This is a genomic window from Rhizobium lusitanum (genome assembly GCF_014189535.1).
Taxonomy (GTDB): domain Bacteria; phylum Pseudomonadota; class Alphaproteobacteria; order Rhizobiales; family Rhizobiaceae; genus Rhizobium; species Rhizobium lusitanum_C.
Map to the genome: position 1 here is coordinate 1,928,685 of NZ_CP050308.1, position 21,673 is coordinate 1,950,357.

Annotated in this window: 25 protein-coding genes and 1 tRNA gene; 18 read left to right on the plus strand and 8 right to left on the minus strand. The window is 59.9% G+C overall.

Annotated elements, in window-relative coordinates; genetic code table 11:
• Window positions 1-163: 163 nt before the first annotated feature.
• A complete protein-coding gene (locus HB780_RS23075) occupies window positions 164-1,144 on the plus strand; it encodes an aldo/keto reductase (protein WP_183697044.1) in 981 nt (326 codons plus the stop codon).
• A gap of 311 nt (window positions 1,145-1,455) precedes the next feature.
• Window positions 1,456-2,250, plus strand: coding sequence for a class I SAM-dependent methyltransferase (locus HB780_RS23080; RefSeq protein WP_183697047.1), 795 nt, complete (start codon window positions 1,456-1,458; stop codon window positions 2,248-2,250).
• Window positions 2,251-2,359: 109 nt separating this feature from the next.
• On the opposite strand, the gene HB780_RS23085 is transcribed toward HB780_RS23080, so the two are convergent.
• Window positions 2,360-2,947 carry a TetR/AcrR family transcriptional regulator gene (locus tag HB780_RS23085; RefSeq protein WP_183697050.1) on the minus strand — a complete coding sequence of 196 codons (588 nt, stop codon included), beginning with the start codon at window positions 2,945-2,947 and terminating at the stop codon, window positions 2,360-2,362.
• A gap of 234 nt (window positions 2,948-3,181) precedes the next feature.
• Here HB780_RS23085 and HB780_RS23090 point away from each other — a divergent pair, with 234 nt between their 5' ends.
• Entirely contained in the window at window positions 3,182-4,477 is a 1,296-nt protein-coding gene (locus HB780_RS23090) for an MFS transporter (RefSeq protein ID WP_183697053.1), read from the plus strand.
• Between the two features lie 152 nt (window positions 4,478-4,629).
• A tRNA-Leu gene (locus tag HB780_RS23095) sits at window positions 4,630-4,714 on the plus strand.
• Between the two features lie 99 nt (window positions 4,715-4,813).
• Here HB780_RS23095 and HB780_RS23100 read toward each other — a convergent pair.
• A complete protein-coding gene (locus HB780_RS23100; protein ID WP_183697055.1) occupies window positions 4,814-5,638 on the minus strand; it encodes a helix-turn-helix domain-containing protein in 825 nt (274 codons plus the stop codon).
• Between the two features lie 97 nt (window positions 5,639-5,735).
• On the opposite strand from HB780_RS23100, the gene HB780_RS23105 reads away from it, so the two are divergent.
• Both HB780_RS23105 and HB780_RS23110 read left to right on the plus strand, forming a co-directional pair.
• Window positions 5,736-6,665, plus strand: coding sequence for a phytanoyl-CoA dioxygenase family protein (locus HB780_RS23105; protein WP_183697058.1), 930 nt, complete (start codon window positions 5,736-5,738; stop codon window positions 6,663-6,665).
• Between the two features lie 168 nt (window positions 6,666-6,833).
• A complete protein-coding gene (locus HB780_RS23110) occupies window positions 6,834-7,292 on the plus strand; it encodes a hypothetical protein (protein WP_183697062.1) in 459 nt (152 codons plus the stop codon).
• On the opposite strand, the gene HB780_RS23115 is transcribed toward HB780_RS23110, so the two are convergent.
• A complete protein-coding gene (locus tag HB780_RS23115) occupies window positions 7,273-7,623 on the minus strand; it encodes a hypothetical protein (RefSeq protein ID WP_183697065.1) in 351 nt (116 codons plus the stop codon). The two genes, HB780_RS23110 and HB780_RS23115, sit on opposite strands and share 20 nt — an antisense overlap.
• Window positions 7,624-8,256: 633 nt before the next feature.
• On the opposite strand from HB780_RS23115, the gene HB780_RS23120 reads away from it, so the two are divergent.
• Both HB780_RS23120 and HB780_RS23125 read left to right on the plus strand, forming a co-directional pair.
• Complete coding sequence (locus HB780_RS23120; RefSeq protein WP_183697068.1) at window positions 8,257-8,850, plus strand: YqaA family protein; 594 nt, start codon at window positions 8,257-8,259, stop codon at window positions 8,848-8,850.
• A gap of 15 nt (window positions 8,851-8,865) precedes the next feature.
• Entirely contained in the window at window positions 8,866-9,378 is a 513-nt protein-coding gene (locus tag HB780_RS23125) for a disulfide bond formation protein B (protein ID WP_183697069.1), read from the plus strand.
• 122 nt (window positions 9,379-9,500) lie between these two features.
• Here HB780_RS23125 and HB780_RS23130 read toward each other — a convergent pair whose 3' ends face one another.
• Together HB780_RS23130 and HB780_RS23135 are read right to left on the minus strand one after the other, a co-directional pair.
• On the minus strand, window positions 9,501-10,058 hold the full coding sequence (locus HB780_RS23130; protein ID WP_183697071.1) for an HNH endonuclease: 558 nt from the start codon (window positions 10,056-10,058) through the stop codon (window positions 9,501-9,503).
• Window positions 10,059-10,169: 111 nt separating this feature from the next.
• A complete protein-coding gene (locus HB780_RS23135) occupies window positions 10,170-10,814 on the minus strand; it encodes a DNA-3-methyladenine glycosylase family protein (RefSeq protein ID WP_183697073.1) in 645 nt (214 codons plus the stop codon).
• 43 nt (window positions 10,815-10,857) lie between these two features.
• On the opposite strand from HB780_RS23135, the gene gluQRS reads away from it, so the two are divergent.
• Window positions 10,858-11,739 (plus strand): tRNA glutamyl-Q(34) synthetase GluQRS, encoded by an 882-nt coding sequence (gene gluQRS, locus HB780_RS23140; protein ID WP_183697074.1) that lies wholly within the window; start codon window positions 10,858-10,860, stop codon window positions 11,737-11,739.
• Here the strand turns inward: gluQRS and HB780_RS23145 are convergent.
• The gene (locus tag HB780_RS23145) at window positions 11,704-12,639 is read right to left on the minus strand and encodes a YihY/virulence factor BrkB family protein (protein WP_183697075.1); all 936 of its coding nucleotides are present in this window, start codon (window positions 12,637-12,639) and stop codon (window positions 11,704-11,706) included. The two genes, gluQRS and HB780_RS23145, sit on opposite strands and share 36 nt — an antisense overlap.
• 98 nt (window positions 12,640-12,737) lie before the next feature.
• Between HB780_RS23145 and HB780_RS23150 the strand changes: the two genes are divergently transcribed.
• The 3 genes from HB780_RS23150 to HB780_RS23160 are packed head-to-tail and all read left to right on the plus strand — an operon-like array spanning window position 12,738 to window position 14,386.
• Window positions 12,738-13,571: an SDR family oxidoreductase gene (locus tag HB780_RS23150; protein WP_183697076.1), complete on the plus strand. Its 834-nt coding sequence runs from the start codon at window positions 12,738-12,740 to the stop codon at window positions 13,569-13,571.
• Between the two features lie 19 nt (window positions 13,572-13,590).
• Window positions 13,591-13,794: a twin transmembrane helix small protein gene (locus HB780_RS23155; RefSeq protein WP_183697077.1), complete on the plus strand. Its 204-nt coding sequence runs from the start codon at window positions 13,591-13,593 to the stop codon at window positions 13,792-13,794.
• Between the two features lie 13 nt (window positions 13,795-13,807).
• Entirely contained in the window at window positions 13,808-14,386 is a 579-nt protein-coding gene (locus HB780_RS23160) for a cob(I)yrinic acid a,c-diamide adenosyltransferase (protein ID WP_183697079.1), read from the plus strand.
• 17 nt (window positions 14,387-14,403) lie between these two features.
• Here HB780_RS23160 and HB780_RS23165 read toward each other — a convergent pair whose 3' ends face one another.
• Window positions 14,404-14,766 carry a hypothetical protein gene (locus HB780_RS23165; protein WP_183697081.1) on the minus strand — a complete coding sequence of 121 codons (363 nt, stop codon included), beginning with the start codon at window positions 14,764-14,766 and terminating at the stop codon, window positions 14,404-14,406.
• Window positions 14,767-15,119: 353 nt separating this feature from the next.
• Here HB780_RS23165 and HB780_RS23170 point away from each other — a divergent pair, with 353 nt between their 5' ends.
• The 3 genes from HB780_RS23170 (at window position 15,120) to HB780_RS23180 (ending at window position 17,850) form a co-directional block, all read left to right on the plus strand.
• Window positions 15,120-15,869 (plus strand): electron transfer flavoprotein subunit beta/FixA family protein, encoded by a 750-nt coding sequence (locus tag HB780_RS23170; RefSeq protein ID WP_183697084.1) that lies wholly within the window; start codon window positions 15,120-15,122, stop codon window positions 15,867-15,869.
• A gap of 21 nt (window positions 15,870-15,890) precedes the next feature.
• On the plus strand, window positions 15,891-16,820 hold the full coding sequence (locus HB780_RS23175; RefSeq protein WP_183697087.1) for an electron transfer flavoprotein subunit alpha/FixB family protein: 930 nt from the start codon (window positions 15,891-15,893) through the stop codon (window positions 16,818-16,820).
• A 151-nt stretch (window positions 16,821-16,971) separates the two neighbouring features.
• A complete protein-coding gene (locus tag HB780_RS23180) occupies window positions 16,972-17,850 on the plus strand; it encodes a 3-hydroxybutyryl-CoA dehydrogenase (RefSeq protein ID WP_183697090.1) in 879 nt (292 codons plus the stop codon).
• A gap of 34 nt (window positions 17,851-17,884) precedes the next feature.
• Here HB780_RS23180 and tlpA read toward each other — a convergent pair whose 3' ends face one another.
• Window positions 17,885-18,550: a thiol:disulfide interchange protein TlpA gene (gene tlpA / locus HB780_RS23185; protein ID WP_183697094.1), complete on the minus strand. Its 666-nt coding sequence runs from the start codon at window positions 18,548-18,550 to the stop codon at window positions 17,885-17,887.
• A 23-nt stretch (window positions 18,551-18,573) separates the two neighbouring features.
• On the opposite strand from tlpA, the gene argH reads away from it, so the two are divergent.
• From argH to lysA, 3 genes are all read left to right on the plus strand, one after another.
• The gene (argH, locus tag HB780_RS23190; protein WP_183697097.1) at window positions 18,574-19,974 is read left to right on the plus strand and encodes an argininosuccinate lyase; all 1,401 of its coding nucleotides are present in this window, start codon (window positions 18,574-18,576) and stop codon (window positions 19,972-19,974) included.
• Window positions 19,975-20,074: 100 nt separating this feature from the next.
• A complete protein-coding gene (gene lptM / locus HB780_RS23195) occupies window positions 20,075-20,266 on the plus strand; it encodes an LPS translocon maturation chaperone LptM (protein WP_183697100.1) in 192 nt (63 codons plus the stop codon).
• A 13-nt stretch (window positions 20,267-20,279) separates the two neighbouring features.
• Window positions 20,280-21,551, plus strand: coding sequence for a diaminopimelate decarboxylase (gene lysA, locus HB780_RS23200; RefSeq protein WP_183697104.1), 1,272 nt, complete (start codon window positions 20,280-20,282; stop codon window positions 21,549-21,551).
• Window positions 21,552-21,673: the final 122 nt, after the last annotated feature.

The following is a 21,673-nucleotide window of genomic DNA, read 5'->3' on the forward strand; positions in this document are numbered from 1 at the left end:
TGCGCCATGTTTGTTTCGTGCTGCTTCAGAGCCTATCGCGAATTATTGAGCTGACCGGTGGAGCTTTGCTCGGCTAGTCTGATTATGATGGTACATCACTCTGCCCCATTGCGGCAGCGGAGCGCTTGCCTATCGAATATCCGGAACAGGATGGAGACGATCGATGGAATACGTAAAGTTTGGCAAAACCGGTCTTGAAGTGTCCCGCATCTGCTTGGGCTGCATGACCTATGGCGAACCCGGAAAAGGCACACATGCCTGGTCGCTGAAAGAGGAAGACAGCCGGCCGCTGCTCAAGCAGGCGATCGAGGCTGGTATCAATTTCCTCGATACGGCAAACACCTATTCCAACGGCTCCTCGGAGGAGATCGTCGGCCGCGCCATCAAGGATTTCTCCCGCCGCGAAGACATTGTGCTGGCAACGAAGGTGTTCAACCGCATGCGTCCCGGCCCGAACGGCGCCGGCCTGTCGCGCAAGGCGATCTTCGACGAGATCGATAACAGCCTGCGCCGCCTCGGCACCGATTATGTCGACCTCTATCAGATCCACCGTTGGGACTATACGACGCCGATCGAGGAAACACTGGAAGCGCTGCACGACGTCGTCAAGGCCGGAAAGGCCCGCTATATCGGCGCCTCCTCGATGTATGCCTGGCAGTTCGCCAAGGCGATCTATACCTCGCGTCTTAACGGCTGGACCGAATTCGTCAGCATGCAGGATCACCTGAACCTGCTCTATCGCGAGGAAGAGCGCGAGATGCTGCCTTTCTGCGAAGACCAAAAGATCGCCGTCATCCCATGGAGCCCGCTGGCCCGCGGCCGCCTCACCCGCGACTGGGACGAGGCAACGGCGCGCACGGAAACCGACGAATTCGGCAAGACGCTCTACACCCAGGCATTGGAAGCCGACCGCAATGTCGTCGAAGCCGTTGGCACCATCGCCAAGGCCCGCGGCATTGCCCGCGCCCAGGTCGCCACCGCCTGGATCCTGCAGAAAAGCGCCGTCACCGCCCCAATCGTCGGCGCCTCCAAGCCCGGCCACATCGCCGACGCCGTCGCCTCGCTGGCCGTCAAATTGACGCCGGAAGAGATCGAGGCACTGGAATCACCTTACGTCCCGCATGGGGTTGCTGGGTTTAAGTGAGGATTTTGAATGCTGGTCAGGCACGGCTGCCGTTGCGGCAACGACGTGCCTGACCCCTCACCCCAACCCTCTTCTCGTCAATGCGGAGAGAGGGGGGTATTGCATTCAGTCAGTATGTCATGAGTGAATGGGAGATAAGAGCAAACGCTGAGCGGTCCCCTCGCCCCGGCTGCGGGGTGAGGGCTAGGGTGAGGGGCAATACCAAGCTCTGAAGCCAATTGAGCCCGCGGCAAATCGCGCAAACGTTATTTCACGCCCCGGTCACAGTTGAGTCATAACAGGTCAAGGTTCCCTACCCCGAGGATCCACCCATGACCACCATGCCCTTCGAAGCGCGGCGTTTTCAATCCACCGCAGCTTATTATCTGCGCTATCGCATCCCCTATCCCGATACCCTGATCGCTCGCGTGGCTGAGCGCAGCGGCCTGAAGGCCGGCGACCATGTGCTTGATCTCGGCTGCGGCCCCGGCCAGCTCGGCATTGCCTTTGCGCGGCTTCAGGGCGCCACAGTCACTGCCATGGACCCCGAACCGGAAATGCTCGCCGCCGCCGAAGTCGGTGCGAAGGAAGCCGGCGTCGGGATTACCGTCCGTCAGGGATCTTCCTATGATCTCGGGCCAGACATCGGCAAGCTGCATCTCTGCATCATGGGCCGCTCCTTCCACTGGATGGATCGCGCGGCGACGCTGGCAGCGCTCGACAAACTGATCGAGCCTGATGGCGCGGTCGTGCTGTTTCATGACAAGACGATCCTGGCGAGCCCGGATTGGCGCGGCATCGTCGAAAAGCTGGCGGAGACTTTTTCGCCGGAGCGCCACGAGGAGCGCCTGTTGCGCAAGGGCAAGGCTTGGGCGCCGCATGAGGCGATGCTGCTCGCCTCGCCCTTCCGCAACCTCGAGCGCATCGGCATCGTCAGGGAATATGTGCGAGATATCGAGGATATCGTCGGCCGCGTCTTTTCGATGTCCTCCACCTCGCCGCAAGCGCTTGGCGACAAACTCGCGGATTTCGAGGCCGCACTCCGGACGGAATTGCTGGAAGTCGCCCCCGATGGCAAGATCACGGAGATCGTCGAGGCCAACGGGCTGCTGGCCTTCCGCGATTAAAGCAATTCCAGGAAAAGTGCGAAGCGGTTTTCCGTCCGGAATTGCGTAAAAGCAAAGAGATAGAACGGTTCCGCGATTCCATGAAACGCGGAACCGTTCTAGGCCGACATCATTCCTTGGTGCTCCCCGGCGTGGGCGTCAGCTCCTGCCGGGTGGCGGCAAGAAATTCCTGTGATAGTTCGGGGTTGTCCATTGCCCGGGCCAGGATGACGGCGCCGACCATGGCCGAGAGGCTGACAAGCGCCTTACGGCGTCGCTCCTCCGGCGTTTCGCCGGGTGTGATCTCCTCAAGGATCGCCGCCATGCCCATCAGGCCACCGGTAAAGGTCGACTGCATTTTCGGGCCGTGACGGCTAACCTCCTGCGTCAGCGCCGCGAAGACGCAACCGGTCGCATGCTCGACGACATTGCGATGTGAAAGATAATGCGCAAGCAGCGCATCCAGCGGCTCGCCCGGCGCACCGTCGACCACTTCCTTCCAGCGCTCCAGCGAGCGAGACACCACCGCCTTGCTGGCCTCGCAGGCCAGTTCGTCCTTGGATTCGAAATGACCGTAGAAGCCGCCATGCGTCAGCCCGGCCGCCTTCATGATGTCAGCGACGCCAATGCCGTCAAATCCCTTTTCACGAAAAAGCTCACCCGCCACCGCGAGGATCTTCTCGCGGTTCTCGGCGAATTTTTCCCGGCTCACTCTCATCAAAAAACTCCATCAGAGCTTCAATAAATCTTGATTGACAATTTATATGACGACCATCATGAATATGCAACAAATATGATCGCGATCATCTAAATGCCTTTGCACAATCGTTCAAGCCAGGAGAGCAGCAGCGCGCGATAAGCGAATATAATACCGCCATCCGTCCGCAGTTAAGTCCGCCAATCTTTCCCGATATTGAACGCCGAAACACGAAACCCCACTGGAACGCATCCCATGGTCTCCACAGCCCTCGCTTCGACGCTGGCCCGCCGCAACATCCATTACGGATGGGTTGTCGTCGGCGCCACTTTCCTCACCATGCTCGTCACCGCCGGCGCCATGGGCGCGCCCGGCGTGCTCATCAAGCCACTGGAAGATGAGTTCGGCTGGAGCACGTCGTCCATTTCCTCGGCACTCGCCGTCCGCCTCGTGCTGTTCGGCCTGATGGGGCCTTTCGCCGCCGCCTTCATGAATTATTTCGGCGTCCGTAAGGTCATCGTCTTTGCGCTTGCCACCATCAGCGTCGGCTTCATCGGCTCGCTATTCATGACGCAAGTCTGGCAGCTGCTGCTCTGCTGGGGCATCATCGTCGGCTTCGGTACCGGCCTTACCGCCATGGTGCTCGCCGCCACGGTCTCGACGCGCTGGTTCACCAAGCATCGCGGCCTTGTCATCGGCATGCTCTCGGCAAGCTCCGCTACCGGCCAGCTCGTCTTCCTGCCGCTGATGGCCGAACTGACGACGCGCTACGGCTGGCGCACCACCGTAATCTTCGTCTGCGGCATGATCGTCGTCGCCGCCCTGGTCGTGCTGCTCTTGATGCGCGACCGGCCGTCGGACATGAACCTGCCGCTCGTCGGCGAGATCCACGTCACGCCGCCACCCGCCACCAAGAGCCTGAAGGCGGCGCTCGCCTCGCCGATCGTCATCCTGAAGGAAGCGTCGAAGAGCTCGACCTTCTGGATCCTCGCGGCCACCTTCTTCATCTGCGGGCTCTCCACAAACGGCCTGATCCAGACGCATTTCGTCACGCTCTGCGGTGATTTCGGCATCGTGCCGGTGGCCGCCGCCAGCGTGCTTGCCGTCATGGGCATCTTCGATTTCTTCGGCACCATCGGCTCCGGCTGGCTCTCCGACCGCTTCGACAATCGCTGGCTGCTCTTCTGGTATTACGGTCTGCGCGGCCTGTCGCTGGTCTACCTGCCCTTCAGCGACTTCACCTTCTACGGCCTGTCGATCTTCGCCGTCTTCTATGGCCTCGACTGGATCGCCACCGTGCCGCCGACCGTCAAGATCGCCGCCGACCGTTTCGGCCGCGAAAAGGCCGGCCTGGTCTTCGGCTGGGTCTTTGCCGCCCACCAGATGGGCGCCGCCACCGCCGCCTATGGCGCCGGCCTGACCCGCACCGAACTCAACACCTACCTGCCCGCCTTCTTCGTCGCCGGTGCCTTCTGCGTACTCGCCGCGATCCTGGCCCTGACCATCAGCAAGCCCGGTTCAACGGATAGAGCGCCGGCAATGGCGCACTGAGACGGCGGTTCACCCCCACCAACACAACAGCCCATGGCGCCCTCCGCGCCATGGGCCATATCTCAAGTACCGAAAACACCTGCATTCCTTCGTCAGCCGTCTTGCGCGCTCGGGCGATCACATGCTAGACACCCGCCTCGTCAGGATCCGTTGCCCCATTGGCGGAATTGGTAGACGCGCTCGACTCAAAATCGAGTTTCGAAAGAAGTGCTGGTTCGACTCCGGCATGGGGCACCACCATCCAGAATTCTCATCGAATTCGTCTGTGTTTTCCCGTCTTTGCTTTCAGCATGACATCGTCTGAGACCGTATTGATAGGCGATTGAATTCCACCCCTCAGACTCTCATGTACCGCGCCCGGAATTCGCGAGGTGTGCAGCCTTCGCGTTCATGAAACAGCCGCGAAAAATAGAAGGGGTCTTCTATTCCGACTGTGACCGCAATGATCTCGATCTTTTCAGCCGTCGTCGCCAGAAGCTCCTTGGCGTGATCCATGCGCACCCGAAGCTGAAATTTCTTCGGCGGCAATCCGGTCTCTTCGATAAATTTCCTGCGTAGCGTGGCAGTCGACATCCCATGCTCGGCAGCGAACGCAGCTAGGTCGAGAGGCTGCATTGTCCTTTTCCGCAACACTTCGACGATCTCCGCCATATCGGTCGTATGGCCGCGTAAAGGCGCGGCGCGGCTTGCCTGTCTTGCCGCCAAGACAACAATCTGGTGCAGAATCGATGCGGCGGACGCCCTTCCAAGATTCGTATCATCTAAAAGGTCGGTGTGAAGATTGCTGAACAGTCGCTGCACCCGGTCCAGGTTCCGAAGCACCACGACCGGATCTCGCTCGCTAAAGAGCCGTAACCGCACGAAATCGCGCGTGAAAGAGCCTTCGAAAAGCGCCCACCGCTCGCTCCAACCGGCGGCATCCGGGCCATATGAGTGCTGACGGTTTGGAAATAGCCAGAAAAGGGCTGGGCCTGTGACGCTCCGCCGGCCGCCGGCATCGGTCTCGATAAAACCCTGGCCCCGTTCCACCAGAACAACCGCATAGCTCGGCAGCTTCCGACACTTGACCGCGTGATTGACATGCTGCCTCCCGCTGCCAATGACGGCAAGACCGCCGGCGGTTGCGAGGGGCGACCGATAGATTGCTTCCGTTGGATTCATGGTGAGCGAAAAGTCCAGCGTGACTTTCCTCCATGTAGGTAATGACCGTTATTTGCTAGCATCTGGACACAAATAACCCAAACACCGGACGCGCGAAATGTCAATTTCCAGGCAGATTACCCAACCAAGCGAGGCAAGCCTCCCCCTCGCCGCAAACGGAAAGATCCTGTCGATGGCCCCGGAGCGGTTCGGGTATCTGACCCCGACCGATCCGAATATAGGTGTGGGGGCGATCCGTCGTCTCTATGAGGAGAACGGCTATGTATGGTTGAAAGGCTTCTTGCTACGAAACGAGGTCATCGAATTCCGGGGTTGGGTCTTCGCCCATTTGGCCAAAACAGGCCTGATCGAGCAAGGCACGGACGTCCGGTATGGAATAGCATCAGCGGCGGAGCTTGAAAATAGAGCGGCGGACCGCTGCCTCATGTCCTTGGTCCGCTCCACAGCATATGAGGGCTTCTGCGCGCAGCCCCGGATCGCGCACTTTATGGACGAATTTCTGTCGGGTATCTCTTATTTGCACAAGCGCAAGATCATGCGCTTTGTCCGTCCGGGAACAGCGACCGTAACGCCGGCGCACTATGATCTTGTCTACCTGCGTGGGGGCACAAGCCGAGTAGTGACCACATGGATCCCGATTGGCGACACTCCCCTTGAAATGGGCGGCCTGGTCTATCTCGAAGGATCGCACGCGATTGGCTTGAAGATGGAACGCGAATTTAGCGAGCGGAACAAACATCTCAGCCCCGAAGAACAGGTGAGCGCTTACAATCGCAATATGACGGAAGGCGGATGGGTTTCAAAGGACCTGCCGGAAATGGCAGAGCGGTTCAACACACGCTGGCTCGCCGCGAATTATGAGGCCGGTGACATTATGCTCCACTCGCCGTTTATGATCCACGCCTCCACGACCAACCAGGATAAAGGTCAGCGACTACGCCTCTCCACCGACATCAGATATCAAAACGTCGACGACGAGATCGACGTGCGATGGAATAACCATTGGAGCCTGGGCGACATGTTGTAGTTTTGGGCTTGGCGTAGCTGCTGCGGCGCGTCTGAAATAGGATGACCCAGGTTAGCAAGAGATGTGGGGCAAAAGCAGACCGCATTTGTTCACATCCGGCGGCCGATTAGCCAAATTTCGCGCAGCAAAAAACCCGCAAAGAGCGGGCTTTCGGATTAGAGCATTTAATTGGCTGAGCAGGTCTCGCAGGCGGCCACCGGTGCGCCGCCTGAGGTGTCATCAAACCGGGCGCTGCGGGCGTGTTGGCCGTTCCCGCTCTATACGCAGAGCTTTGAGAAGCCCGGCCTTCTCCAGTCGTTGGTCGACCTTACCCGTGGTGATCTCGCGAAACACCGTGCCGGTCTTTTCACTGATCTTGCACTTGAACCCCTTGCGGGTTTTCAAGGTTGGAGCGATATGGATTGGCATTATCTGCATCCTCCGTTTGAGTTGCTGGTCGGTTGGGCAAGGGCTTTCACAGCTAGCATCACGACGGCGCCTGCCGTCGTTACCGACATTCCCACGTATCGTTGCCTACCAAGAAGGGAAGAAGACAGTTTCATTTCCGCGCAAAATGCGGAAACCGTTTCCTATGAGAGCCATCATAGCACGGATTTCAGGGAATATTTTACTTTAATTTCATATTAGCTTTTATATCAGAGCAACTCATTGAACTTGCACGCAAGAACCCACCGCCCACCAAAATGACTCCTGATCCAGGAGATGAAGGAGCAAAGCACTCCCTCAAGGCGTGGCCGGGATCTTGCGGATAGAAAACCCGCCATTGCTGGCGGGCTTTCTCTACTGCTGAGCGGGTGCCGTCGCAGGCTGCGTTGATGTAGCCGGTGGCGTTGACGTTGCAGGTGGTGGTGTCGTTGTGGTCTGAGCCGCCGGAGCTGTTGTTTCCATCGAGGTTGTGTGAGGCCAGAAGCTCCACACCAGTGCGGCGACGACAGCAATCGCCAAGATAGGTAGCCACGATGCCCAGGGAGGGCGGCGTGACAACGGCGTCGTTCCAAGGTCTGGATTTGGTCTATTGAAATCATTGCTCATTGCGATACTCCTCCACATCACAAACTATAAACCATTGGATGCAGAAAAAGTTCCAAAGCACGGTAAAGTACATGCGAGAAGGGAGTCAGCCATGCAATAGGCGCCGCCCATCCGGGCAACGATCAACAGAATTCAGTGAATCACAGGAAGATTAGCGATAATAATTAAGGCAATACCAGCGGACAGAACCGATGTTTCAATGAAGAAAATTGCATACTGCCGTCCGGTGAAAAATAAATTAAACCGCATCATCTAAATTCTCCTTGCCTGATTATTTTAATTATTGCCTCAACATAACATGGATTACCGAGAAGTATTTAATTTCTTTAGAAAATTCGCCAAAAATATAGATATTTACTAAACACGGAGGCTGAAAAAACCTTCATCGGCACAGTGTCCAAAACCAGAAACATAAGAAAACACTAAACAAAAACACACCGCCGGCAATCACCCCAGCTTCACGAAAAATTTTGACTTTGTGCTGCCCGCCTGAGCCTGCGGCCATTTACAGCCACAATCCTCGTCCCTAAAGGTGTGCAACGCAGCAAAAGGGGGTACTATGCTTCGTAGACTCTACGACTGGACCATGTCGCTTGCCGGCCGCAAATCGGCGGAAGTCTGGTTGGCCGTTATCGCCTTCGTCGAAAGCTCTGTCTTTCTTGTCCCCGCCGACGTCCTGTTCCTGCCCATGTCGCTGGCAAAGCCCGAGCGGGCCTGGCGCTATGCGCTGACGGCGACCATCGCCTCCGTGCTCGGCGGCATCGCCGGCTGGGCGCTCGGCTACTACGCCTTCGAGGCGATCGCCAAGCCGATCCTGGAATTCTACGGCAAGCTCGATGCCTTCAATCAGATGAGCGCAGGCGTCACCTACGAATGGATCGTCCTGCTGCTGGTCACATCGGGCCTTGCGCATCTACCACCGATCAAGGTGGTGACGATCCTCTCCGGCGTGGCCCATATCGATCTCGGTCTCTTCATCATCTCGGCCATCATCGCGCGTGGCGCGCGCTTCTTCCTGCTGGCCTTCCTGCTGCGCCGCTACGGTGAATCAATCCGGCACTTCATCGAGAAGCGCCTCGGCCAGATCACCATGGTCGGCGCCGGCGTTCTCATCGCCCTCTACGGCATCTTCCACTTTGCCCTAGCGAACTGACCACGGAGCCCTCTGATGTCCCAGACCTTGACCTCCTCTCGCGCCGGCCTTGGCTATTCGGCGCTACTTGCGATCGGCATGATCATCGTCGTCGGTTCGGCGCTCGGCTTCCAGTATATCGGGCACTATATCCCTTGCGCGCTCTGCCTGGAGCAACGCCAACCCTATTATTACGGCATTCCGGTCGCGATCGTCGCAGCCTTGACAGCCGCCGCCCGCCTGCCCTCCTGGATCACCCGCACGCTGCTAGCCATTGCCGGCCTCCTGATGGTGGTCGGCGGCGGCATCGGCGTCTACCATGCCGGCGTCGAATGGCACTTCTGGGCCGGACCGACCACCTGCTCCACCTCGGCCGGCAGCTTGACGCAGAATGCCGGCGACCTGTTGAATGAGCTCAGCACCGTCAAGGGGCCGTCCTGCACGGAAGCAGCGCTCCGCGTCCTCGGCATCTCGATGGCGGGCTGGAACGTGGTCGCCAGCGTGATCCTCGCGGCGATTGCTTTCGTTGGTGTGAAGAAGGCTGGATGATCTCGGGCAGAGATCGCAATCTCTCATATGCCGCGCCTCTGATACCTCCTCCGTCACGACAGTGACAAAGGAGGTGACGCACTCTCCGCAAACTCGGAAGCCGCCGAGACGATAACTGCCCTTTAAGGCTGCAGCTCCGTATCCCAGTAGAGATAGTCAAGCCAGCTATCGTGCAGATAGTTCGGCGGGAACAGGCGGCCGTTATTGTGCAGATCCTGCACGGTCGGCTGATACGGCTTCTGTGCCGGGAACATGCCCGCCTGCTTTGGCAGCTTGCTGCCCTTGCGCAAGTTGCACGGCGAGCAGGCCGCCACGACATTCTGCCAGGTCGTCTCGCCGCCATGGGCGCGCGGGATGACATGGTCGAAGGTCAGGTCGTCATGGGTACCGCAATACTGGCACTCGAACCGGTCGCGCAGGAAGACGTTGAACCGGGTAAAGGCCGGGTTGCGGGACGGCTGAACGTAAGTCTTAAGGCAGACAACGCTCGGCAACCGCATCGAGAAGCTCGGCGAGGATACGCACTGATCGTATTGAGCAATGATATTCACACGGTCAAGGAAAACCGCCTTGATCGCGTCCTGCCAGGACCAGAGCGACAAGGGGTAATAACTTAGCGGTCTATAGTCAGCGTTCAGGACGAGCGCCGGTAAGGACTGCGGGGAGACTGCAATCGTCAAGGAACCCTCCTGATCGATTCGGCATCTGCACCTGTATATTAGGCCGGTTGTTACAGGATTGTGAAGTCCAATAAATTCAGTGCAAAGAGGCTGATCTATGACACCCACTGATTAATCTATGGGCAGCGCCTCTCGCCGGGTCTTGACGGCATAATATGCCCAGAAAAGCCGGGCCGCGACCGAGCGCCAGGGCGCCCAAACCGCCGCTTCCCGAGCCAAAAGCTTCGGCAAGGGCCTGATTTCATGACCAAACGCCATGCCGACGGCGGCCTGCAGGGCGACATCGCCGACCGGGAACACATCTGCGTGACCGCCACAGAACATCAAATAGACCTCCGCCGTCCACGGGCCTATCCCCTTGATGGCGGTGAGTTCGGACAATGCCTTTTTCGGATGCTCAGTGCTCAACGAAAGTAGATCGATGCGGCCTTCGACAACCGCATCGGCAACCCGCGCAAGGGTATCCGCCTTGATTCGCGACAGGCCGAAGCCGCGCCAGGCATCCGGCTCCAGCCCGGCATAGGCCTCGGCCGTCACCCGCCCGATCCTCGCCGTCATCCGCCCCCAGATCGCGTCGGCGCTTGCCCGCGACACAACCTGCGAGACGATGATATGGGCAAGCCCCTCGAAGCCCGGCTCGCGCAGGCGCAGCGGCACGGGTCCGGCTTCGGAGATAATCTGCCGCAGACGCGGATCGAGCTCGACCAGCGCCGCCAGCCCCTCCCTGATATCGTCTTCATCGCGAATGATGTGCATGGCGTCTCATGGTCCGGGATTAAAATTCGTGGCAGAAGAAAGCATGATCGCGATTCCCCGTCAAAAACCGAGATTCCGCTTCGCGCCGAGCCCGAACGGCCCGCTGCATCTCGGCCATGCGCTGTCGGCGATCCTCAACCATGACATGGCGATCAGGGCCGGCGGCAATTTTCTCCTGCGTATCGAAGACATAGATCAGGCCCGTTGCACACCCGATTTCGAAGCGGGGATTTTGACCGACCTCCGCTGGCTTGGCCTTGCCTGGGAGGAACCGGTGCGCCGGCAGTCAGAGCATTTCCCGGCCTACCAGAGCGCCCTGCAGTCGCTGATCGATCGCGGCCTCGTCTATCCCGCCTTTCTGACACGCGGCGAGGTGAAAGCGCGGGTCGCAGCAGGTGAGGCCAACGGCAAACCCTGGCCTCGCGATCCGGACGGAACGCCGCTCTATCCACCTGACGACCGCGAACGCAGCCCGGAAGAGCGGCGGCGATTGCTGGATACCGGACTCAAGCATGCCTGGCGGCTCGATATGGAAAAAGCCATAGCCGAGGTCGGCCAGCCGCTCCATTGGCGCGAAAGCGGCGATGGCGAGACGGGTAATATCCTTGCCGATCCCGCCGCCTGGGGCGATGTCGTGCTGTCGCGCTCCGATGCGCCGTCGAGCTACCATCTGTCCGTGGTCGTCGATGACGCGACGCAAGGCATCACCCATGTCGTGCGCGGCCTCGACCTTTTCCACGCCACCTCGATCCACCGTCTGTTGCAGGTCTTGCTCGGCCTGCCGGAGCCGCTCTACCACCATCACCGGCTGATCCTCGGTGACGACGGCCGCAAACTGTCGAAGAGCCAGGGCGATACCGGCATTGCCGAATGGCGCCGGCGGGGCATGTCACCTGCGCAGCTTCGCCGCCGCATCGGCCTCTGATTGCTGCTTGTCGGCCTCTTGGATGGCTGCTTGCCGATTGGCTGCCGCCTTGCCAAAAAGCAGGCGCCGCACCTTGAACTTCATCAGCGCCGCATTGATCTCCGCCCCCAAGATGAAGATCACCGCTAGCATGTAGAGGAAGATGAGGACGATCATCACCGAGGCGAGGCCGGCATAAGTGGCGGTATAGTTGGCGAAGGTCGAAAGATAATAGGCAAAGAGCAGCGCGCCGATCGACCAGAAGACCAGGGTCAGGAACACGCCGGGAATGACGTCGAACAAGCGCCGCCGCCCCGCCGCCAGCCACAGATGCAGGATCAACAGCCCCGCCACCAGCAGGAAAATGGTGCCGTAGATCCGCCAGCTGAAAACGACGTCGAGGATATCGGCAAGCGCCGGCAGCCATTGCCGCGTATAATTCAGCGCCAGCGGCACGGCGACCAGCAGGATGCTCAGAAGCGCAAAGATCAGAACCGCGATCAGCACATAGCCGAGGCTGGCGAGGCGGTTGAAATACCATGGCCGCGTCTCCGGCACGCGATAGGCGCGGTTGAGCGAGATGCGCAGCGCCTCGACACCGTTGGAGGCGAAATAGGCGGCGGCCAGCACCGAGATCGTCAACAGCCCACCGCGCGGGATTGTCAGCACCTGCACCACCTGATCGGCCACCGGCTTGGCGATCGCCTCCGGCCAGGTGTCGAAGATCAGGTGCACCGCGGTCGAGGAAAACTGGCTGGCGCCAAGAAAGCTCGCAAGCGCGGTGCCGAAGATCAGGAAAGGAAAGACCGCCAGCAGCGTCGAAAGCGCGACATGGCTCGCCATGGCAAACCCGTCGTCCTCGACGAAATGGTACACTGCATCGTAGATCACCTTGTAAAGCGCGCGAACGAATGTCGGCATTCCATCTCCGCTTGAACCCGGTCCTCATCCACCGGTTGTCGATTGTATCGGGGGCCTGAATATGGGAAACGACTCCGACTTTGTACAGGAATCATTCCATGGCGGATCAACGCACCATCATCGTGACGGGTTCCTCTTCCGGCATCGGCGCCTACTGCGCCCGGGCGTTGAAGGCCGACGGCTGGCGCGTTTTCGCCACCGTGCGCAAGGAGGCGGACCTCGGCCCGCTCGAGGCCGACGGCGTCGAGGCGCTGCTGATGGACTACACCCGGCCCGACACGATCTCCGCCCTGGTTGCCACCGTGCGCGAGCGGAGCGGCGACCGCATCGACGCCCTGTTCAACAACGGCGCCTACGGCCAGCCGGGTGCCGTCGAGGACCTCTCCTCGGATGTGCTGCGCGAACAGTTCGAAGCGAATTTCTTCGGCTGGCATGAGCTGACGCGGCAGGTGATCCCGCTGATGCGCGCCAAAGGTCAAGGCCGGATCGTCAATTGCTCCTCCATCCTCGGCCTCATTCCCTATCGCTTCCGCGGCGCCTACACGGCCTCGAAATTCGCGCTGGAGGGGCTGACGATCACGCTCAGGATGGAGCTGCAGGATAGCGGCATCCATGTCAGTCTGATCGAACCCGGCCCGATCGCCACGCGCTTCACCGCCAATGCGCTCGCCAAGATCGAGGAACATATCGATCTCAAACATTCGGCCCATGCGGTCGAATACCAACGGCAACTGGCGCGACTGAATGGCACAGGCCCGGTTAACAAGCACAAATTGGGACCCGAAGCGGTCTATGACGTGTTAAAATCCGCTTTGCACGCGAAGAATCCGCGTCCGCACTATCTCGTGACCACCCCTGCCAAGCAGGGCGTTCTTCTGAAAAGGCTGTTGCCGGCTAACCTTTTCTATCGTCTGATGCGCCGGCTGGATTGAAGAGGGGGACGGAGGAGCCATGTCCACATTTACCTATATCGCCGCCATCATTGCCATGGGCCTCGTCGTGCTCGTCCTCATTCGTGGCCTGTTCAACATGATGAAGGGTGAGAACCCCAATCTCTCCAATCGGCTGATGCAGCTTCGCGTGCTGCTGCAGGCGGTCGCCGTCATCCTGATCATGCTGACGCTGTGGCTGACCGGCGGCGGACGTCCAGCCTGATTACGGGATCAAAATGGTCAAGCTCAACAAGATTTATACCAAGACCGGTGACGACGGTACCACCGGCCTCGTTTCCGGTCCGCGCCGGCTGAAGCACGACCTGCGCGTCGAATCCTATGGCACGATCGACGAAACCAATTCCGCGATCGGCGTCGCCCGACTGCACACAGTCGAGATGCCCGATCTCGACGCCATGCTGATGCGGATCCAGAACGATCTGTTCGATCTCGGCGCCGATCTCTCGGCGCCGGAAACCGATGAGCCGCTTCCCTATGAGCCGCTGCGCATCATCGACAATCAGGTGTCGCGTATCGAACATGATATCGATGCTCTGAATGCCGGTCTCGAACCGCTGAATTCCTTCGTCCTGCCCGCGGGCAGCCCCGCCTCCGCCCATCTCCACCTCGCCCGCACCATCGCGCGGCGCGCCGAACGGCTGATGGTGGCTCTGTCACGCACCAAGGGCGAGCGTGTCAGCCCGGCGGCATTGAAATACGTCAACCGCCTCTCGGACTTCCTGTTTGTCGCCGCGCGCCATGCGAACGATCGCGGGCGCGCCGATGTGCTCTGGGTACCCGGCAAGAATCGGTAATAGCCGTTTCACAAGGCTTATGGTTTGGGTTCAAAAACTCCGGGACGGGGTGATTGATCCCCCCATGACCCAACGTCGTAACCGCTCTTGAACATGTCCAACTGCTGCTTAATTGCGTCTTCCAGTTCCCACTGCATGGATTGGTATTGTTCAATGACGCCGTACTGCCGCCAGACTGAACGGTTGAACCCATATTCGAAGTGATTGTAATAGATGACGGTCGGGCCGATCAGTCCTACGACCCAGCATGAGCTGTAGTTCTTTAGCTCCCACTCCTCAGGGACGAGCTTGATCATGTCCCAGAAACGTCGTTGCTCGTTGCTCATCCGCGTCCACGAGGCGTTGATCAAATCCCAAAGCGATTCTTCGGAGAAAGACATTGCAACCAATCCGACAGTTTCCTCTTCACCTTAGCCAAGAAGGATTGTTGAGCAAATGTCAACGCGGCGAAGATATCAGTATAAATATGCGAATACGTTTTCGTGCTCCGCAACGATTCCCTTCACACGAATTGCCCTCCACCGTCTTAGGGCGGCCTTCAATAGCAAGCGAAGAAGCTGATAGCCTTATTGACGTTAACGTAAACGTTATTTACACCCCTAAAGCAATTTGCCTGTCTGCGGCATGGAAGCGTTGTAATTGGGGGAAAAACGCGTATCCATGTCGCCATTCGACAAACAGAGCGGCGCTGAACAGGTCATGTTCTGGAGCGCAGTGTTGAAGGAAGGATTCCATGAAGATTCTCGTGCCTGTAAAGCGTGTCGTCGACTATAACGTTAAGATCCGGGTCAAGCCGGATGGGACTGGCGTCGAACTTGCGAATGTGAAGATGTCGATGAACCCGTTCGACGAGATCTCGGTTGAGGAAGCACTGCGGCTGAAGGAAGCCGGCAAGGCTGAGGAAGTGATCGTCGTCTCGATCGGACCGGCCAAGGCCGAAGAGACGCTGCGCACCGCGCTCGCCATGGGCGCCGACCGGGCGATCCTGGTCGAAACCGACGATGCGGTCGAGCCACTCGCCGTCGCCAAGATCCTCAAGGGTGTCGCAGACGCCGAACAGCCCGGCCTGATCATAGTCGGCAAGCAGGCAATCGACGACGACAGCAACCAGACCGGCCAGATGCTCGCAGCCCTCTTGGGCTCTGCACAGGCAACCTTCGCCTCGAAGATCGAGATCGGTGACGGCAAGGCAACCGTGACCCGTGAAGTCGACGGCGGCCTGCAGACCATCGAAATCAAGCTTCCGGCTGTTGTCACGACAGACCTTCGCCTCAACGAGCCGCGCTACGCCTCGCTGCCGAACATCATGAAGGCGAAGAAGAAGCCGCTCGACAAAAAATCGCCGGCCGACTTCGGCGTCTCGACAGAGCCGCGCCTGAAAGTGCTGAAGACGGAAGAGCCGGGTGGCCGCAAGGCGGGTATCAAGGTGGGATCGGTCGCCGAACTCGTCGAGAAGCTCAAGGCCGAAGCCGGCGTACTCTAAGGATAGGAAAGGATAACACCCATGGCCATTCTTCTTCTGGCTGACCACGATAATGCCAGCCTTTCCGACCAGACCGCCAAGACACTTACGGCTGCCGCGAAAATCGGCGGCGATGTACATGTGCTGGTCGCCGGCAAGGGCGCCAAGCCTGCCGCCGATGCAGCTGCAAAGCTTGCTGGCGTCTCCAAGGTGCTGCTGGCCGAAAGCGACGAGCTTGCCAACAACCTCGCCGAACCGCTGGCTGATCTGATCGTGTCACTGGCCGCCGGCTACGACACCATCATCACGGCCGCCACCTCGGTCGGCAAGAACGTCTTGCCGCGCGTTGCAGCCCTGCTCGACGTCGCCCAGATCTCTGAGATTACCGAGGTCGTCTCTGCCGACACCTTCAAGCGCCCGATCTATGCCGGCAACGCCATCCAGACGGTGCAGTCGAGCGATGCGAAGCGGGTGATCACCGTTCGCACGGCGTCGTTCGCATCTGCCCCTGAAGGCGGCTCGGCTGCCGTCGAGGCGATTGCCGCCGTTGCCAATTCCGGTCTTTCCACCTTCGTCAGTGATGCGCTGTCCTCATCCGACCGTCCGGAGCTGACCTCAGCAAAGATCATCATCTCCGGTGGCCGCGCGCTTGGCTCGGCGGAGAAGTTCCGCGAAGTCATCCTTCCCGTCGCCGACAAGCTCGGTGCCGCCGTCGGCGCGTCGCGCGCAGCAGTGGATGCCGGCTATGCGCCGAACGACTGGCAGGTTGGTCAGACCGGCAAGGTGGTCGCGCCGCAGCTCTACATCGCGGTCGGCATTTCCGGCGCCATCCAGCATCTGGCCGGCATGAAGGACTCGAAGGTCATCGTCGCCATCAACAAGGACGAAGAGGCCCCGATCTTCCAGATCGCCGACTACGGCCTCGTCGCCGATCTCTTCGAGGCCCTGCCGGAACTCGAAAAGGCGCTCTGATCGCGCCTCTTGATCTCTTTCGCAGTTGCGAAAGACTGGAAAATTGTCCTTTATGGGTCTATCAATCTTGCCGGGCTAGAAATAGTCCGGCAAATTTATGACGAAAAGCATGGCGCGCCGCCAAGAACGCGCCGCCCCGGGGGAGTTGGCAATGAGTTCGCTGAAGACGATTGGTATTATCGGAGCGGGCCAGATGGGCTGCGGCATTGCCCACGTATCCGCCATAGCCGGTTATAAGGTGCACATCTACGATCTGTCGCAGGAGCGCATCGAGAGTGGCCTTGCCACCATCAACGGCAACCTTGCCCGCCAGGTTTCTTCCGGCAAGATGACCGACGAGGAGCGCAAGACGGCGCTGGCGCTGATATCGGGCTCTTCCGACCTCAACGATCTGGCTCAGGTCGACCTCGCCATCGAGGCCGCAACCGAGGACGAAAGCGTCAAGCGCAAGATCTACGCCCAGATTTGTCCGATCTTGAAGCCCGAGGCGATGCTCGCCACCAACACCTCGTCGCTATCGATCACCCGTCTCGCCTCCGCGACCGATCGGCCGGAACGCTTCATGGGCATTCACTTCATGAACCCGGTGCCGGTGATGAAGCTGGTCGAGCTGGTGCGCGGCATCGCCACCGAAGAATCGACCTTCTCCGCCGCCAAGGAATATGTCAGCTCGCTGGACAAGACGATCACGGTGGCCGAGGACTTCCCGGCCTTCATCGTCAACCGCATCCTGCTGCCGATGATCAACGAAGCAATCTACACGCTTTACGAAGGCGTCGGCTCCGTCGATGCCATCGACACCGCCATGAAGCTCGGCGCCAATCACCCTATGGGTCCATTGCAGCTTGCCGATTTCATCGGCCTCGACACCTGCCTGTCGATCATGCAGGTGCTGCATGACGGCCTGGCGGATTCGAAATATCGCCCTTGCCCGCTGCTGGTGAAATATGTCGAAGCCGGCTGGCTCGGCCGCAAATCCGGTCGCGGCTTTTACGACTATCGCGGCGAAGTGCCGGTTCCGACGCGGTAAAAACTCCTTCTCCCCAAGGGGAGAAGGAAGAATATCAAATCCCCACCGCCGCCTTGATGAGATTCTTCGCATCGTCGCTGTCCCATGCCGCAGGACCATTCATGGCCGAGACGAGGCAGCCCTTGCCGTCGATCAGCAGCGTTACCGGCAGGCCGAATGCCAATCCCTGCTTCTTCAGCGCATTGAAGACACCCATGGTGCTGTCGCGATAATAGCCGAGCTTGTCGATGCCGTAATCGGTGCGGAACGCTTTTGGCTTCTCATCGTCTCCCGTGTCGATATTGACGGCGACCACCTCGAACTTGTCGTTGCCCATGCTTTTCTCCAGCGCATTCAAAGCCGGCATTTCCTCGCGGCAGGGCACGCACCAGGTCGCCCAGACGTTGAGCAGCAGCGTCTTGCCGGAGAAATTGCCGATCGACAGCGGCTGGCCATCCGCTCCCTTGAAGGAAACGTCGTGCAGCGAGACCGGCGTCTGTGGCGCGGCCATGGCGGCGACCTGCCCCTTGGTGAAGGGTGTCAGGGCTGCGGCACGTTCCTTGGCCGTTTCACATTGTCCGGAAGAGGCCGTTTCACCAATACCATTGCCATACCCCGCCTCCTTCACGTATACCGCTGCCGCACCGGCGACGACCCCGGCAACGGCGGCAAGCAGGACAAATTTCACGGACGGCAGACCAAACGGCTTCTTCGCTGTCATTACATTCTCCAGGTAGGCATCTCATGGCTGACGGCACGGACACCAAATCCTCCAACCAGATGTGGGGCGGACGTTTCGCCTCCGGCCCCGCGGCAATCATGGAGGAGATAAATGCATCAATCGGTTTCGACAAGAAGCTGTTTGCGCAGGATATCCGCGGCTCCATCGCCCATGCCACCATGCTCGCCCATCAAGGCATCATTTCAACCGAGGATAAAGACAAGATCGTTCACGGGTTGAACACGATCCTGTCAGAGATCGAAGCCGGTAATTTCGAATTCTCCCGCAGCCTCGAAGACATCCATATGAACGTCGAGTCGCGGCTCGCAACCCTGATCGGCCCCGCCGCTGGGCGTCTGCACACGGCGCGCTCGCGCAACGACCAGGTGGCGCTCGACTTCCGCCTCTGGGTCAAGGAAGAGCTGCAGAGATGCGAGCAGGCGCTGACCGGCCTGATCGCCGCCTTCCTCGACCGCGCCGAAGAACATGCCGACACCGTCATGCCCGGCTTCACCCATCTGCAGACGGCGCAGCCGGTTACCTTCGGCCATCATTGCATGGCCTATGTCGAGATGTTTGGCCGTGACCGTTCGCGCGTCCGCCACGCCATCGAGCACATGGACGAATCGCCGATCGGCGCCGCCGCCCTCGCCGGCACAGGCTTCCCGATCGACCGTCACATGACGGCCAAGGCACTGGGCTTCCGCGAGCCGACCCGCAACTCGATCGACACCGTCTCCGACCGTGACTTCGCCATCGAATTTCTGTCGATCGCCGCCATCGCCGGTATGCACCTGTCGCGGCTCGCCGAAGAGATCGTCATCTGGTCGACACCGCAATTCGGCTTCGTGCGCCTGTCCGATGCCTTCTCCACCGGCTCCTCGATCATGCCGCAAAAGAAGAACCCGGATGCGGCAGAACTGGTACGCGCCAAGACGGGCCGCATCAACGGCTCGCTCGTCGCGCTCCTGACCATCATGAAGGGCCTGCCGCTCGCCTATTCCAAGGATATGCAGGAAGACAAGGAACAGGTCTTCGACGCCGCCGAAAGCCTGGAACTGGCGATTGCCGCCATGACCGGCATGGTGCGCGACATGACGATCAACGTCGCCCGCATGAAGGCCGCCGCCGGCTCCGGCTATTCGACCGCGACCGACCTTGCCGACTGGCTGGTACGTGAAGCGGGCCTTCCCTTCCGCGACGCCCATCACGTCACCGGCCGCGCCGTGGCGCTTGCCGAGAGTAAATCCTGCGATCTTGCCGATCTGTCGCTGGAGGAGTTGCAGGCGATCCATCCTGATATCACCGACAAGATCTTCGGCGTGCTGACCGTCGAAGCCTCGGTCGCCAGCCGCAAGAGCTTCGGCGGCACGGCGCCGTCGGAAGTGCGCAAGCAGATCGCCTTCTGGCGCGCCCGCAACTGAAACAATCGACGAAAACCACACGCTAACAATCAGGGTGCACAAGGCGCGGAAACTTCGCTATGAAGGATTGCTTCCGCGTTTGCCGCCCAAGAGGATTTCGATGCAGATCAACATGCCGCATATCATCCGCCTGACCGTCCTCCTTTCGGTCATCGGCCTTGCCGTCGTCGGATGTGGCCGCAAGGGCGATCTCGACCCACCGAGTGCTCACGCGACCAAGGGTGGCGACGTCTCCAAGCCGACCAAGGAGCCCACCCCGGACAAGAAGTTCCTCCTCGATCCGCTTCTCTAAACAGGCCGCGACCGTGAACCATTTCCAGTACCGCGACGGCATTCTCTACGCCGAAGACGTCCCCGTTCCCGAGATCGCCAAGGCGGTCGGAACGCCTTTCTACGTCTATTCGACGGCGACGCTCGAGCGCCACTACCGCGTCTTCGCGCAAGCCTTCAGCGATGTCGACGCCATGGTCTGCTACGCGATGAAGGCCAATTCCAACCAGGCGGTGCTGAAGACGCTCGGCCGTCTCGGCGCCGGCGTGGACGTCGTCTCCGTCGGCGAGCTGCAGCGCGCTTTGGCCGCCGGCATCCCCGCAAACCGCATCATGTTCTCCGGCGTCGGCAAGACCGCGCAGGAAATGGACATCGCGCTCGAAGCCGGCATCTATTGCTTCAACGTCGAATCCGAGCCGGAACTGGAAGTGCTGAACCAGCGCGCCGTCCGCGCCGGCAAGATCGCCCCCGTTTCCTTCCGCATCAATCCCGACGTCGATGCCCGCACCCATGCGAAGATTTCGACCGGCAAGAAGGAAAACAAGTTCGGCATCTCCTGGGAGCGCGCCCGTGCCGTCTATGCCCGCGCCGCCAATCTGCCGGGGATCAATGCCACCGGCATCGACATGCATATCGGCAGCCAGATCACCGAGCTGCAGCCCTTCGAGGATGCGTTCAAGCTGTTGCGCGAACTCGTCGAAACGCTGCGTGGCGAAGGCCATGACATCCACCATGTCGATATTGGCGGCGGCCTCGGCATCCCCTACCGCGACGACAATAGCCCGCCGCCACTGCCGGACGCCTATGCCCATATCGTCAAGAATCAATTGCGCAGTCTGAACTGCAAGATCGTCACCGAGCCCGGCCGCCTGATTGTCGGCAATGCCGGCATCCTGGTGACGGAAGTCATCTATGTGAAGGACGGCGGCAACAAGAGCTTCGTCATCGTCGACGCCGCCATGAACGACCTGATCCGCCCGACGCTTTACGAGGCCTATCACGAGATCCGCCCCGTCGAGATCACCGCCGCCAATGCGCCGCGCATCAAGGCCGATATCGTCGGCCCGGTCTGTGAAACCGGCGACTATCTGGCGCTCGATCGCGAAATGGCGATGCCGAAGCCCGGCGATCTCCTGGCCGTCAGCTCCGGCGGCGCCTATGGCGCGGTCCAGGCCGGCACCTATAACAGCCGGCTTCTGGTGCCCGAAGTGCTGGTCAAGGGCGGCGACTTCCACGTCATTCGTCCGCGCCGCACCTATGAAGAGCTAATCGGCCTCGATTCGATTCCCGCCTGGCTCAGCGCATAACCCCGAAAGTCGAAATCGATTTTCGGATGGGATTATGCGTCGGCTTAACCGCGCGGCTTAATCACGTTTAAGCGAAATCCGATGAAAAAGTGGCCTTTGACGCCGCTTGCTCTCGTCTTCGC